The sequence below is a fragment of the Coleofasciculus sp. FACHB-542 genome (assembly GCF_014695825.1).
Lineage (GTDB): Bacteria > Cyanobacteriota > Cyanobacteriia > Cyanobacteriales > FACHB-T130 > FACHB-T130.
This window is the reverse complement of the sequence record NZ_JACJPB010000047.1, coordinates 105,325-119,584: the sequence shown is the minus strand read 5'-3', so window position 1 is coordinate 119,584 and position 14,260 is coordinate 105,325. Positions and strand designations below refer to the sequence as shown.

Genomic DNA, 14,260 nt, shown 5'->3' with positions numbered 1-14,260 from the left:
ATGATTTGGGGCAAATTTTTGTATATGTAAATACAAAATTACTTTACATAAGATAATACCTCAGATAGGTATATCGAGCAGCCATAACTACATCCTGGGAAGAGGAATTCGTACATCTGGCTTTCTAAGATGATCCCAGGCAAAAATAATAGGAGTAGTTTATGACCGAGCAACCAGATCAACAAGTTAATAACTTACCTTCAGAAGTACAAGCACTGCCTGAGGCAGCTCAGCAGATTTTCCAGGCTGCATTTAAGAGTGCCCAAGAAGACGGGATGGACGAAGAATCTGCCCGCAAAGTTGCGTGGAATACCATCAAAAGCGAATACCGTCAAGGTGAAAATGGCGAGTGGGAGCGGACTCCTGAAATGATAAACGAAGACAATTCAAATCCCGTAACCCGCGCTGCGGTTCAGTCTGGCGGCAATTAAACGCTTTTAAGTAGCAATCGTTTAGATTGATTGACAATAGAAGGCGGTCTGTGCAAGTCACAGACCGCCTTCTGCCTATAGGTCTACGTTTAACTGAATTTGCCGTAAAATGAACCGTTTCAAGTGCAGCGAACGATATATAGATAAATACCCTCAGATAGAACCTCACCCCTAGCCCCTCTCCCTCTGGGTTCACAAGGTAGGGTTACACCAGAGTGCATTCAATAAAGAATTTCCATCGTGGCGTCTGAAAGCAAATTGTTCGCGTCGCCAGTTGACTAAAGCAACTGCGCCCAAAAGATAAATTTGAATAAATTATGATAATTTATGGTTGTAGCTAGCTCAACCTTGCTAATTGTCTCAACTCCATGGTTGATCAATTAACCAGGTAAAAAAATAAAAGGAGGTAGAACATAATGAAAAAAACATTCAATAACCTATTGTTAACAGGTCTTGTAGTGTTTTCAATGGCGCTGGTCAGTGGTTGTGGTGGAGGCGAAAACTCTACTACTTCTCAGGCTTCTCCTTCCCCAAAATCTCCTACATCCCAGACTGCAACTACCTCTAAACCGACTTCTTCTCAACTGAAGTTTGAAAAATCTTTTTTGGTCAGAAAAACTCCCGATAAAAAAGTTGTGCCGGTTAATGATGGAGTTTATAAAAGGGGAGAAGATGTTCAGCTAGTCTTGCTCAATGTTGGCAAATTTAAGAAAGGTCAGGATGGGAAAAACTGGCTAGATATGGATATGGAAGTTAAAAATGCCAAGGGCGAAGTTATTTTGGTGAAAAAGAGCTTAATTGGAGAAAAAGGACATACAGCTTTAAAAGATGATGTAGCAGCCTCTCCCAATGGCACTGTTAATACAACTCCTAAAATTCAACCGGGAACTTACCAAATTCAGCTAACGATTTATGACAAGGTGGGTGGTGGTAGGGTAACAGAAACTAAAGCTTTTACTTTGAAATAAGGGCGGCGCAAACAAAAATCATCTACTGGATACGATACGGTAGATGATTTGTAATTCCCTTTAACACATTGCACCCCTCCCCGCAGGCAGGGAGGGGTGCCGGAGCCTCAGAAAATGGCAGGGAGGGGTTGGGAACGGTAGAAAATCAGACAAATTTTATCCCTAATTAAAGTTTGCACTTATACAAGCAAATTCATCTAAAGGATAACGCTAGTTATTTTTGAAATAGCCGAGTTTCCAAATTGGAGATTAAACCCAAAAATTCAAGCTTCGATGTTTTATCCCTGCTTGATAAACGCGCCCTCATTTTCGGATGAATAGCGGATATTGGCTTCTTTGAAACGCCGCAAAGCTTCAGCTAAGCGATCGCATTCGGCAATCAAACTCACCCGCACATACCCCTCGCCACCCAAACCAAAGGCATTTCCGGGAGTCACGACCACGCCCGTCTGCTGCAAGACAGAGAGGGCAAAATCCGTTGAGGTCATCCCTACCGGACACGGAACCCACAGGTACATGGTGGCTTTTGGCTTGGGAACTGTCCAACCCAACTCAGCAAATCCCTCGATCAGAAAATCGCGGCGACGGCGATAGCGATCGCAGACCTGATTTACATAAACATCTGGAAGCTGTAAGGCGGTTTCGGCGGCAGATTGCAAGGCGGCAAAGATGCCATAATCCAGATTGGTCTTGAGTGTCCGCAACCCTTGAATGATGTGTTGGTTGCCTACGACAAAGCCGACGCGCCAGCCTGCCATGTTGTAAGTTTTAGACAGGGTATGAAACTCGACGCCGATTTCCTTCGCCCCTGGAATTTCTAACAAGCTGGTTGGTTGATAACCATCAAAAGCTAATTCTGCGTAGCACAAATCATGTACGAGTAAGATTTCGTGCTTCTTGGCAAAAGCAACGATATCTTTGAAGAACTCGCGGGGTGCGGTTGCGCCAGTAGGATTGCTGGGATAGTTGAAATAGAGAATCTTTGCTTGTTGGGCTACATCATCGGGAATGTCACCGAGATCGATCAACCAGTCATTTTCGGGTTTGAGAATCAGCGGGTGAATTTTGCCCCCAGCGATCGCTGGCCCGCGAAAATGGGGCGGATAAGAGGGACTGGGTACCAGAATCACATCGCCTGGGTTGATATAGGCAAAGGCGAGGTGAGTCAGCCCTTCCTTAGAACCCAGTAGCGGCAAGGCTTCGCTATCTGGATCGAGGTCAACATTATAGCGACGCCCGTACCAGTTAGTGATGGCGCGGCGGAAGCTGAGAGTCCCTTCAAAGGGGGGATAGCCGTGATTTGTCGGATTTTGCAACGCTGCGATCGCAGCGTCTATCACTGGCTGAGGCGCTGGGCCATCTGGATTCCCCATTCCCAAGTCAATTAAATCCAGCCCTTGTTCGCGTGCCCTGGCTTTGAGTTCATCCAGACGGGCAAATACATAAGGGGGCAGTGATTGCAGGCGTTCCGCTGGGCTAATCCAATCTAACGTCATTGGTTAAGGCAGGAAAGTTGGCAAGGAAAGCAGGTTAGCAGGCAGGATTGCAGGTTGGAGATTGGCAGGTTGATTAAAACTTTCAACTTTTGAGATTCTTCAACCTTCAATGCGTTTAAACCTGCAATTTTTGAAATTCAAACATCGTTATGATTCGTCGCTGAGGTCAGCCCCAGATTTGGACGTCCTACCTCAACGGGTGCAGTTGTGGATATCATTGCTGCCATCAGCTGTTCGGGCACCACTCGGAAGGGTAGCCGGTGGATATCCGAGTTAGGGGCACAGGCAATTTCAGCGGCTTGTCGAAATTCTCCCAGTGTAATATTTCCCAAACCCAAATCATCCAAAGTTTGAGGCAGTCCAATTTCGGCGTAAAACTTCAATAACTGTTGCCTTGCGGTTGCTGCGAGTTGGTTGCTTTGCAGCATTTCTTCTAACCGTAACTGGACGAGAATGCCATAGGCCACTTTCTCACCATGTATGGCACCGTGGGCAGCAGGGATATGGGTCAACCCATTGTGGACGGCGTGGGCGGCGACGGTACGACACTGGGCACCCCCTAAACCACCGATGACACCGGCAAGTAAAACTGAGGCATCTACGACTTCTCGCCAAACTTCACTGCCCGGTTCTTTCAGCGCTGCTGCGGCTTTTTGGAAGAGAATATCCCGCAGCACTCGCGCTTGTTGCACGGCGGCAATCATCAAAGTTTGGTCGGAGTGACCGCTGCTGACAGAAGCTTCGTACCACTTCGCCAAGGCGTCGCCAATCCCGGCAATTAAGGTGCGTTGCGGTGCAGTCTGAATTAACTCGTAATCCAGCACTAGCAAATCCGGGCACCGATCGAGACTGACATCATAGAGAAATGCCCCTTCGTCGGAATAGACGTTGGAAAGGGCTGTCCAAGCAGCGCAGGTCGCCCCTGAGGTGGGAATTGTGACGACTGGCAGCTGGCATTGATGAGCCAGTAGTTTTGCGGTATCTAATGCTTTGCCACCGCCGATGCCAATAATTACGTCGGCTTGATGGTCGGTGACAGCTTTCCGCAGAGATTCGAGCGATCGCGTACTGCAATCTGGACTGTAAGATGCCTGGGCAATGTCTGTCTTTTGCTGTTTCAGGGCAAGCTGCAATCGGGGTAGCGTGACGGACAGCGTGCGATCGCCCCCGACAACCAAGGGACGCCGCCCAAAAGTCGCGATCGCGTCTCCCGCTTGTTCCAGCGCCCTCTGACCGCGCAGCACCCGACCGGGAGCCACCATCAGCGAAAATAACGAAGGAGCGGTTTGAGTAGACAACTCTGGTAAGGATTGATTGGGCATAGAATCAACCATTTTAGTTTAAAGAAGGGAATTGCTCAATACTGCTTATGAAAGAATTTATAACAAATTTTTCTAATAACTTTACTTTAGTAATTGAGGGAGGCAGCAGCCTATTTAATACTCGTTTCTAGGCACTCGTTTCTAGGCTCCGCCTCGCTTTGACTCTGAAAGACCCAATCTAGAGAAAATAGAGAAAGATCCGTAATTACGCGGTAGACTTTGGCAATTGTGCCAGGTTTTCTGGGAAGACTTGGATGTTAAGCTGTTCATCATCCCGGATGGCTAGCGATCGCTTCACCTCACCCAAGTAAAGCGGTTTAGAAGCGCCAGGGGAGGGATGAATAACGGTACGTACCCGAATGGTCAGTAAATTGTCTTTTGCCCGACCTAAACGACCATAAGAGTACAAATCGCTAGCAGCTTGACGCATCGTTGCATCTAATTGGGCGTTGGAAATCGTCGGCGGTACAGAAATCACCGTTTGCGCCCCGCCGGTGTCATAAACCAACTTATAGCGAACCGAACCTGGAACTGCTGTATGGGTAAGCGGTACCAAACTCAAAGAAAATAAACCGGCTGTTAGCACACCCATAAATCCAGTGCTACCCACCAGCCTAAACCGAATACCCCATTGGAAAATAAACCCCAGCACGGTTACAACTGCACTGGCGATGGTAAGAACCGCCGACCATTTGGCTAGTTCTAGAAAAAAAGTAGTCGTTAACATGGCAACTTAAGCGTCTTCCTTTTCATTACTGACGAACCCATTTGGCTGATTGCCATTGGGTGATTCTAAGGCAGCTTTTAAAGTATGCCAGGTGAGGTTAGCACATTTGATCCGAACTGGAAACTGAGAAACGCCTTGCATCACGTTCAGCTTGCGTTGTTCTTTGGGGAACTCGGCTTCCCCTTTCATCATGTTTTGGAAGCGTTCTACCATTTCCAAGGCTACATCTACTTTCTTTCCCCGCAAAGCATCCGCCATCAAGTCAGCAGAAGCCATTGCGATCGCGCAGCCTTCTCCTTCAAATTTCACATCTTCTATGACGTCGCCTGCTGCATTCATCTGCAATGTCAGCTCAATGGTATCGCCACAAGAAGGATTGTGCCCTCTCTGAGACCGATGCACGGGATTGGTTTGACCCTTGTGCCGTGGCTTCTTGTAGTGTTCTAAAATGACCTGTTGATAAAGGTCGCGTAGATTGCCCAAAGTCATGGCGAGATTGATAAGACGATATTCATCCATCTCGATCCTATCAGTGTCGCTTGATTTCCGGAGGGCTGAAAGCCGAGCATTGACTTCCTAACGCTGAATTTAGATAAAATTTCTAGCCGCGCAGCTCAGGCTAGAGTGCCCTTATAGCCTGCAATCGTTCGGCTGCTGGCGCTCTTGATGAAGTTGTCAAGCCAGTTTTTCAAGGGCAGCTTCATAACTTTCCTCAATATCAAACATTTCCTCAAGCTGAGCCACTTCAAAAAGTGTTTTGACTGGAGATTGCAAGTTGCAAATTACAATATGGCACTGCTGTTTGCGGGCGGCTTTGAGTCCTGCTATTAAAGAAAATAGCCCCGAACTATCCACCCCATTGATATGGGTCATATCAAGCACGCATAGAGCTGGGGCATCCAGTACGACGTTGTTCACAATCCATTGCTGTAAGAAAGCACCATTACAGCGATTTAAAACCCCTTGAGGCTGAATGACAATCCGGTGACTGGCTTTTCTGTTTCCTTGGGCTTGAGTAATTTCACGGCAAGAGTTCCGCCGCTTAATTACTGGGGAAAAAATAAATTCAGGAAACAGTACGGTCGAGCGCCAAAACTTTAGAAGTCTAGGTACACCCATAGTTGTGGCTGAGGTAGACTGATTGGTTCTTTACAAAGATTAGTCCTCAGCTCAGTAATTTTTCGTATGAAGTTGATGAAGACAGCACAAGTTACGTAAAGGTAATGCAAAGTTTCGCCTTGCCCTTACGATCGGTCAGTCGGTAATATTGTCAGGGCTTACGCAGATATCTCCCTAAATCCCTGCGAAGAGAGCGCATCCCTAACGCAAGTAAAAAGGCGACTGATTACTGTGCTTCCCCAATGAGGGTAAAAGCTGCCCAGTTGAGTGGCTCTGGATGTTGTTTCATCGTCGCTAGCATTGCGAAGCGCAATGCCTGGGCTTTATTCGGGTTTTTTTGCACAGTTCGGTAAAACTCTGTCATGAGAAGGGTCGTCGGCTCGTCAGGAACCGCCCACAGGGATACGATCGCGCTGGGTACTCCCGATGAAATGAGCGATCGCGACAAACCGATGACGCCATCGCCGGTGATTTTGCCGCGTCCCGTGTGACAAGCACTCAACACTACAAGTTCAGCATTTAGCTTCAGGTCAAAAATTTCTCCAGCAGTGAGGAATCCATTATCGTTCTTGGATGGAGCCAGAGCGATCGCGCCAGGAATGCCTAATTCTTGAATATCATCCAGTAAGCCGTGCGTCGCTAGATGAATTACCCGCGCCTGGGGCATCTGTTGCACAATCTCAACTTTGGTTGCTTTGTCACCCACAATCGCTTGAGTGTTCAAGAGTTTAGCAATCGTCAGCGCTTCCCGTTCGGCACCCGGTAACGGTGCTAGTGGCTGAGGCGTTTGTCCAGCTTTAGTAGTAGGCATCTTGGGCATCGTCGGATTTCCCACCACTAGGACGTTTTTACTATCTAGAGATGTTCTATGCAACCCTTCTACACGTTGCTGTTGTTGCTGAGTGAGGTCTAGCACCTCAATGGCTGGAGCCGTTAGGATTGTGTGTTGCTCGATTAAGTATTTGCCATTCGGAGCTTTTAGCGCCGGGAAAGGCAACAAAAATAGCCCACCTTGCGGGATAAATATTACGTGGGAATTTGCGTCTTTCGGCAGAAAATCAGCAATTGGCTCAATCAACACTTGATGAAGTTGCGCTCTAGCAGTTTCTCCTTTGTGAATATTGGGACCGTATACAATGCGACTATTCGCTAGCAATTCTTCAAAGGAATTATTTTGCTGTCGCAGCGGTTTCAAGTCAACTCGGCGAAACGCTACTTTACCTGTAGGCTGAACGACCCAAATAAAGAGTTCTGATGCCTGACCTCTGAGTTTACCTTGAACTTTGAATTCTTCTTCAGGGACAATTGAATATTCAACTAGCGTGGCATTTTGTTCTTTGGCAATTTTTTTAATTTGTGCGATGGTCGGAGGATTTAAATTAGTTTGGGATCGAGCCGAAGCTTCAGGGGATAATCGTTGTTGCAGTAACTCTACAAAGGCACGGGCACGTCCCCGTTCGGAAATTTCCAGAGCCAATTCTGCTTTGTTCTGGGCAATCAGAATTTGTTGCAATAAGTTGTAAGTCAGAACTTGCGTATCGAAAACTGAGACATTTTGGATATCATTTAATCCTGGTCGCAGAGATTCCATAACCTCAACGGCATCACGGAGTTTTTTCTCGGCTTCTGGGAGTTTGCCGGAAGCAAATAGCGTATGTCCCAGGTTATTGAGAGCCGCCCCCTCTCCTCGTTTGTCACCCAGCGATCGCGCAATTTCTAAACTCTTTTGGTGATGTTCAATCGCTTTAGGATAGTCGCCTAAATCCTCGTAAGCAATTCCTAAATTTCCGAGTGCCTTATGCTGTAACTCGCGATTGCTAATTTCTTTGGCGATCGCTAAACTCTGCTGATAATAATCGAGAGCCTTGGTAAATTCGCCCTGAACATGATAAGCAGATCCGAGATTGGCTAGGGTGCTTCCTTGTCCTTCCTTATCGCTAATTTGTCGCGCGATCGCTAAACTCTGTTCGTAAGACTGAAGGGCTTGCTGAGACTTGCCCAAATTAGCGTAAATAGCTCCCAGATTTCCTAATGCTCTCCCTTCCGCTGAGGGATCTTTAATTTCTCGCGCAATCGTTAAACTTTGTTGATAAGACTGAATTGCTTTGTCATATTCACCCAAAGCTTCGTAAGTATTGCCTAAATTGACTGAAACCTGACCCTCTCCCTGACGGTCTTTGGTTTCCTGCATAATCGTCAAAGCTTGCTGATGAGATGCGATCGCGCTTGCATAGTTGCCTACCGCTTTGTAAGCAATTCCCAGATTTGAAAGGGCTTGCGCTTTCTTAGTGGAATTGCCATTTCCCGGTTCCATTGTCAAGAATGGCTCTAAGAGCGCGATCGCATCCCGATAGTTTTCTTGAACCAGAGAAGCCGCACCCAGAACACCTCTGGCAGCAACTTCCCCCGGAACGTCTTTGAGTTCCTGGTAGATTTTTAATGCCTGTTGCCAAGACTGGACAGCAGGTGCAACCCGATTCGGCTGATACTGCTCAAAACCTTGCTGTAATAGTCGATCTGCTGCGACTTTACCGCTATCTTGCGCTGATGCAACTGATGCGGTGGGTTTTTCTTGCAAGCAACGCGGATCTCGTAGTTGCAGATTTCGTAGTTGCAGGTTGCGCGATCGCGGATCTTGCAGTTGTGCAGCGCACACAGCAGATGTTTCCGCCGTTGACAATTTCAGCGTTCCGTCGCTGTTCCGCGTCACCCGGTTCGCATGACGTGCATCTGAGCTGCTTTTGAGGCTGTTATCGAAGACAAGGACGCGATCGCTCGAATCCGATAAGCGCGAGTTAGAAGCGTCATTTCTCAGCGCAATGAGTTGTATATCTGTTGTGAGATTGTCAGATCCATCAGTAGTAGTATCGCTGTTACTATTCGTGCTGGTGCCATTGCTAGTATTCGTATTAGTGTTGGTGCCAGTATTTGTGTTGGCAACGATATTAGTACCAATATTTGTGTTGTTGCCACTCCCCGTATTCGGTTTAATACCAGTGTCCGTATTCGGATTAGGGTTAGGGTTAGGGTTAGGGTTAGGGTTAGGGTTAGGGTTAGGATTTGTAGTAGGGTTGGGGTTTTGGACGCTTGGAGGAAAAGGGATATTTTGAATAGACCCATAAAAGGAACTGTTACTTCCAGCTCCTACGGTGATAGCTCCCACCGTACCGCTAACATTATTGGGAAACTTATTTGAACCAAAATCAAGCGGCGTGTAAATTTCGTTTTTAAGCAATGCAAAGTCTTCTTTGAAATCAAAATTAGCATCAAAAGTTTTATCATAAGGAAGGTCTGGTTCAACTGGTTTAAAGGCTTCGTCGCCTTTCTTGATTTCAGCCCCAACAATAAAAATTCCGTTTCCACCTTGGATTAAAATGCTACCTTTGCCACTAGGTGTTGAACTTCCGGGAGTATAAATATCAAACTGTTTTGATACAATTGTTGTGGTTGCACCTCCATACCGAATACTAATCGGGGCATTAATTTCTTCATTAGTTTTGTTGCTACTCGGTCTAGCATGCAAACTAGATGAAATATCTTTTGTAACTACTGTAATTTCTTTTTTTGAATCAAATTCAATATTTTTGCTTTGAAGAAACCCCAGTAATTCTGGATCGTTTTCAGGTTTGATTTTTATCTCTAAACCCGATGGAGAAGGATTAAAAGAATTCTTAGCTTGGAAAATACCAAAAGCTGTAATGTCAATACCACCAGCCCCCGCATCAATGCTCTCGACCACAATATTGCCTGCCGTTGAAGACAAAACTACAGCACTGTCACCATGTCCGGTAGGAACATAAGTGTCGCTATCACCAGTAGAAATGTCTTCTGATGTGATGTTTCCTATAGCAGACAAACTTACAGAATCGCCGTATGTATTGATGTTTCCGGCAACTTTAATGTTTCCTGACGCAAGAAAAGTTACAGAACCACCATTTTTTTTTAAAGATGAAGTATTAATTGCTCCGGTTGTAATGTTTACGGCTTCAATCTTTAAATTTCCTCCTTGAGTCTGAATAGTATCTCCTGAATTCATAAAAAAGGAACCACCATCGATACCATCAGCATTCGCCTTGAAGGTGACTGTTGAGCCGGAAGTAGTAGCAAGATCCAGACTGTTATCGCTTAAGTCTTCGATAGTAATGTCATTCGTCGCCTCTAAAAGAATATTCGCTACGGTCTTAGAGATAGATTCCAGTTTGTCTACAGAAATCGTAAATGTTGCGTCAGGATTTCCATCATCCTTGAAGATTTTTCCGTCATTTAATTCACCGTCATTGTCTCCAGCACCATTGACAATCTTGATATTTTTTGGGTCGATTTCTAAAGCGCCAAAACTACCTTGAGCGGCACTCAGATCAACCGTGCCCTCAAAAGTAAGGCTGTTCTTCCCTGACACCTCGACAAATCCACCGTTACCGAAATTCTTGCCACCACGGGCGCTGATACTCCCAGAAAAACTGGTTTTTTCATCTGCCCAAACGATGGCTCTACCGCCATTGCCATTGTTGATGGCATCAGCTTTAATCGTTGCGTCCTTACCGACATACGTCTGAGTAGCATTCGGTACTTCACCCTTACCTTGATAGTTGCCGCCAATTAAGGCAGTGCCTCCCTTGCTATCTCCAGAGACATCAATTTGAGCCTGCTCAACTAAGGCAACTTTGTTACCCAGCACTTCCACAGTGCCTCCAGCTGCGCCTGGTGCTTTATTTGAGGCATCAAGAGTACCGGAGACAATAGTAGTGCCCGTTTCATCATTTATCTGGATGCCTGAGCCAGTTAATACTACCTGTCCGTTTTTAACTGTCAACCCGGTAGCATTGCTTCCACTTCCGCCAGTCAGCAATTGGGGTAATGTGGGAATCGGCAATGTCCAGTTTTCAGGTTGAGTGTCTGCCGTTGCCAAGGGTTGAATATCCAAACCTAGCAGCAGTCCTTGCTGAGTGATGCGGACGACACTTTCGCCAGGGATGGCAGCTACGGTAATGTTACCCCCTGGTGCCGAGAGCTGCCCGGTATTGATAACGGTACCGCCCAACAAAGTTAAGAAGTTTTGTCCCGGCTGTAAGCTGAGGTTGCCAGCGTTGATAATCGCTCCTGGCTGACTGGTGGCGAAAGCAAAAGCGTTGGGGTTTCCTGTCAGTGCGGCGTAGTTGTTAGAACCTGCTGCATTGAACCAATTTGAGCCGATCCCAATTCCGGTTGCTGTTGTCGCTGTAAAGGAAGCAGGCACGTTGAGGCTGGCTCCTGCGCCGAAGATAATGCCTGCGGGATTCATCAAGAAGAGGTTAGAATTCCCGCCTGTTACCTGAATCAGTCCATTAATAATGGAGGCGTCTCCACCAACAACGCGCCCCAGGATGTTTTCAATTCCTGGTTGGGAGAGAAAGTTGGCAATCTGGCTTGAGTTCAGTCCGAATTTCTCAAAGCTGTGGAAAAGATTCGCTCCAGATTGCTGTCCGCCGCTAATGTCGAAGCGATCGCCCTCAAGGACAACATTGCTGCCAGTGCCGTCACTCGCTGGGACAATGGATTGCCCGTGTGCTGCTTGGGTATTAATCGCTCCTACCAAAGGAAAAACTACCAGCAACCGACCGATGCTTCTCACCACATTCATAGGATTCTCGCTCAGGATTATCTAATTTTGCAAAACTTAAAATTTTTTTGGCTGCAAGAATAACGCTTAACTTTTAGTCAAGCGTTAACTTATTTTTGCTTGCAGCTATTTATTTTTTACTTTTTTAGCAATTTCACCAACATTATAAACACTGCTTTTTTAAAATGACTCTTCTTTTACGTATCTTTACTTAATCTTCATCAAATCTTTATAAAAAAGTTAGTTTGATTCCGAAGAATTACTCGTTGATTGTAAATATAATCGTCTTCAAGAATTTGTAAAGCTGAGATTCCCGACATCACAAAGAAGCCTGGGAATATGAACTGGTAGAATCTCATGACTTAAATGGATTGCTATAGAGTGGTTTGCGCTAACCGTTAACTCTATGTTTGAGCGAACGGGACTTAAATAAAGTTTGCGTGGATTGCTTATAAATGCAGCGAACAAATGCAAAATTTCTATCGAGAGGAGTGTCCCTAGTTCGAGTTTTTCCCTGACTTGTGGCAGAGGTAGCTAGAAAAAATAGGTGGCATTCTATGAATATATACCTCTGTAGAAAAGAGGGGAAAAACAAAAAAGAGAAACAATATGAAACTAACAAATTGGATAAAAATATTACCGGCTTTCCTAGCGATCGCTTTCGTTGTCCCCGCCCAACGAACCCAAGCTCAGACAACGACCGTTGCCGTTCCTCAACCCACACAGACTGTGGTTCCCACACCGACGAAGGCTCCCGATGGAACCCCGACTTATGGTGCGGAATATGCTTATGACCAGTACATGAGATTGGGGTATGCAGCAACGCAAAGAAAGGATTATCCTGCCGCTTTGTCTTACTTCCGGTCAGCACTTGCCGAACGCCCAACTGACCGTTATGCCACACTCGCTTATTGGAATATTACAGACTATTTAAAAGGGCAAGATCCCCCGCCAGCAAGTGCCCCAGCAGCAACAAACTATGACAAATACATGAGAGTTGGCTACGAGGCTTCCAAGAAAGGCGATTATCACACCGCGCTGATTAATTTCCAAAGGGCATTGAAGCAGCGTCCGGGCGATTATTATGCTAGCCAAGCTCTGCGGAACGTCCAGACCTATGTCAATCGCGGTCAGGGATTATCCCGCAGATAAAAGGCTTAATTACAAGGTTTTAAGAAGTCTTTTCCAAGGTTCTAACCGTTAAAACTTGGGGCGGCGTGGCGTCTGGGGGATAAATAAAATCGACTTTTACCAGTCGGCGATCGCCCGGTAGCATCTTTAAGGTTATCAAAGGTTCGCCTTGCTGACCGCGCCGTTGAACTAAATGCACGTAACGAATTTGCGGTAAGCCTCGGTCGTCCGTATATTGGATCTGGACGGTGCCCCGGAAAAAAACTTGCTGAGGCGGTGGTTCTAGAAAGCGCAGTCCTCCTTGCAAGCGATCCTGTTTGATCGGTGTCTGTATTGCCAAGGTTACAGTCTGTCTGTCGTTTGTATCGTTCATCAACGGCAAGGTGAGGCTGTATTGCACTCCATAGTTGCCGTGAGCCATATAAGCGGTATCTGGGTAGCGCACCAACATGGGGGCACTTTGCACTCGTTCGGTGCCGAGAGTGCCGCGAGGAACGGTGCTGAGGCTATAGGAAAACGCTTTTCCTGGTTGGGGAATGCTCAGGTTCACTGCACCTGGTCTTTCTACCAACCTGGCTTTCCACTGGGAACCTTGTGCGACACCAGCAACACGACCGTAGATCAATTGCCCCTTATTGGCTTCAGGAGAGGTCGGAACGCGATCGCGCGGCTGTGCTAAATTACCAGAATTCAGAAGTGTCTGCCATTCTTCCAGCGTCGGTGTACGTTCGCTCTTATTGGGATTTTGACGCGCATACATCGCTAAACTCGCCATATAGACTTTGGCATTGCTCCGCAACCGCATTAATGTTGAGCGACCATTCAGTGGCGGCGTTAGCGTCTTTACAGGAATCGGATGATTCATCAACATCCGGCTTTCCCCCGGCGGAATTGTCAACTGAGGGGGAAAATCAGCTTGACGCTGTTCTCGCAAAATATCATGACTGACGCGATCGCCAGGGCCAGCATACACTGTACCCAAGGGATTCTCAATGTAGGACGCCATTGGCATAAATGGCGCATCTGGTTGACTGAGATAACTGGCAGCTTGCAAGATATCCACCGTGACGGGTTGCTTACCGGGATTATGCACGATGATTCCCAAGTAGAGAGTCCGTAAGTCTTCCGGCGTCGGCGGCTTAGCAATATGATGGGCAAACACATCAAAACGCCCTTGGAAGGGAAAATTTAAATGAGCTGCCGAGGTGCTTTTTTTGCTGGGGGGAAAGGTTGAAAGTAAAATTCCCTCTGTCTGGACTAATTCCGGGCTGTTGCTATTAAAAACTGGCACATCATCCAGTTTGCCCGGTAAAGCGCGGACTTCCTGCGGTTGCACGACCTCAAGTGGTGGTGCAGGGGGTGCAGGTGTCGGGAGCGGATTTGTTTGCGCGAGAAGAAAAAGCGGCAAAAAAGTCAGCATGAAGCGATTTCGGAGTCTCACGGTTAGCACTCACCATTTTCTCCGCT

10 protein-coding genes are annotated in these 14,260 nt (G+C 46.7%); 3 read left to right on the top strand and 7 right to left on the bottom strand.

The window, feature by feature from the left end; genetic code table 11:
* Positions 1-161 precede the first annotated feature (161 nt).
* Positions 162-431: a ChaB family protein gene (locus H6F52_RS19020; protein ID WP_190411133.1), complete on the top strand. Its 270-nt coding sequence runs from the start codon at positions 162-164 to the stop codon at positions 429-431.
* A 416-nt stretch (positions 432-847) separates the two neighbouring features.
* Positions 848-1,399 carry a hypothetical protein gene (locus tag H6F52_RS19015; protein WP_190411134.1) on the top strand — a complete coding sequence of 184 codons (552 nt, stop codon included), beginning with the start codon at positions 848-850 and terminating at the stop codon, positions 1,397-1,399.
* Positions 1,400-1,677: 278 nt separating this feature from the next.
* Here the strand turns inward: H6F52_RS19015 and H6F52_RS19010 are convergent, their stop codons facing one another.
* The 6 genes from H6F52_RS19010 to H6F52_RS18985 form a co-directional block, all read right to left on the bottom strand.
* Positions 1,678-2,895, bottom strand: coding sequence for an aspartate aminotransferase (locus H6F52_RS19010; protein WP_190411135.1), 1,218 nt, complete (start codon positions 2,893-2,895; stop codon positions 1,678-1,680).
* A gap of 137 nt (positions 2,896-3,032) precedes the next feature.
* Positions 3,033-4,217, bottom strand: a complete 1,185-nt coding sequence (locus H6F52_RS19005; RefSeq protein ID WP_190536411.1) for an iron-containing alcohol dehydrogenase family protein — start codon at positions 4,215-4,217, stop codon at positions 3,033-3,035.
* A gap of 205 nt (positions 4,218-4,422) precedes the next feature.
* A complete protein-coding gene (locus H6F52_RS19000) occupies positions 4,423-4,944 on the bottom strand; it encodes a Ycf51 family protein (protein ID WP_190524608.1) in 522 nt (173 codons plus the stop codon).
* A gap of 6 nt (positions 4,945-4,950) precedes the next feature.
* The gene (gene sufU, locus H6F52_RS18995) at positions 4,951-5,433 is read right to left on the bottom strand and encodes a Fe-S cluster assembly sulfur transfer protein SufU (protein ID WP_190426735.1); all 483 of its coding nucleotides are present in this window, start codon (positions 5,431-5,433) and stop codon (positions 4,951-4,953) included.
* 186 nt (positions 5,434-5,619) lie between these two features.
* Positions 5,620-6,063, bottom strand: coding sequence for an STAS domain-containing protein (locus H6F52_RS18990; RefSeq protein WP_190426727.1), 444 nt, complete (start codon positions 6,061-6,063; stop codon positions 5,620-5,622).
* A 226-nt stretch (positions 6,064-6,289) separates the two neighbouring features.
* Positions 6,290-11,683 carry a CHAT domain-containing protein gene (locus H6F52_RS18985; RefSeq protein ID WP_190536410.1) on the bottom strand — a complete coding sequence of 1,798 codons (5,394 nt, stop codon included), beginning with the start codon at positions 11,681-11,683 and terminating at the stop codon, positions 6,290-6,292.
* 588 nt (positions 11,684-12,271) lie between these two features.
* Between H6F52_RS18985 and H6F52_RS18980 the strand changes: the two genes are divergently transcribed.
* Positions 12,272-12,814 carry a hypothetical protein gene (locus H6F52_RS18980; protein ID WP_190429082.1) on the top strand — a complete coding sequence of 181 codons (543 nt, stop codon included), beginning with the start codon at positions 12,272-12,274 and terminating at the stop codon, positions 12,812-12,814.
* A gap of 19 nt (positions 12,815-12,833) precedes the next feature.
* Here H6F52_RS18980 and H6F52_RS18975 read toward each other — a convergent pair whose 3' ends face one another.
* Positions 12,834-14,213: a DUF3370 domain-containing protein gene (locus H6F52_RS18975; protein WP_190429083.1), complete on the bottom strand. Its 1,380-nt coding sequence runs from the start codon at positions 14,211-14,213 to the stop codon at positions 12,834-12,836.
* Positions 14,214-14,260 lie beyond the last annotated feature (47 nt).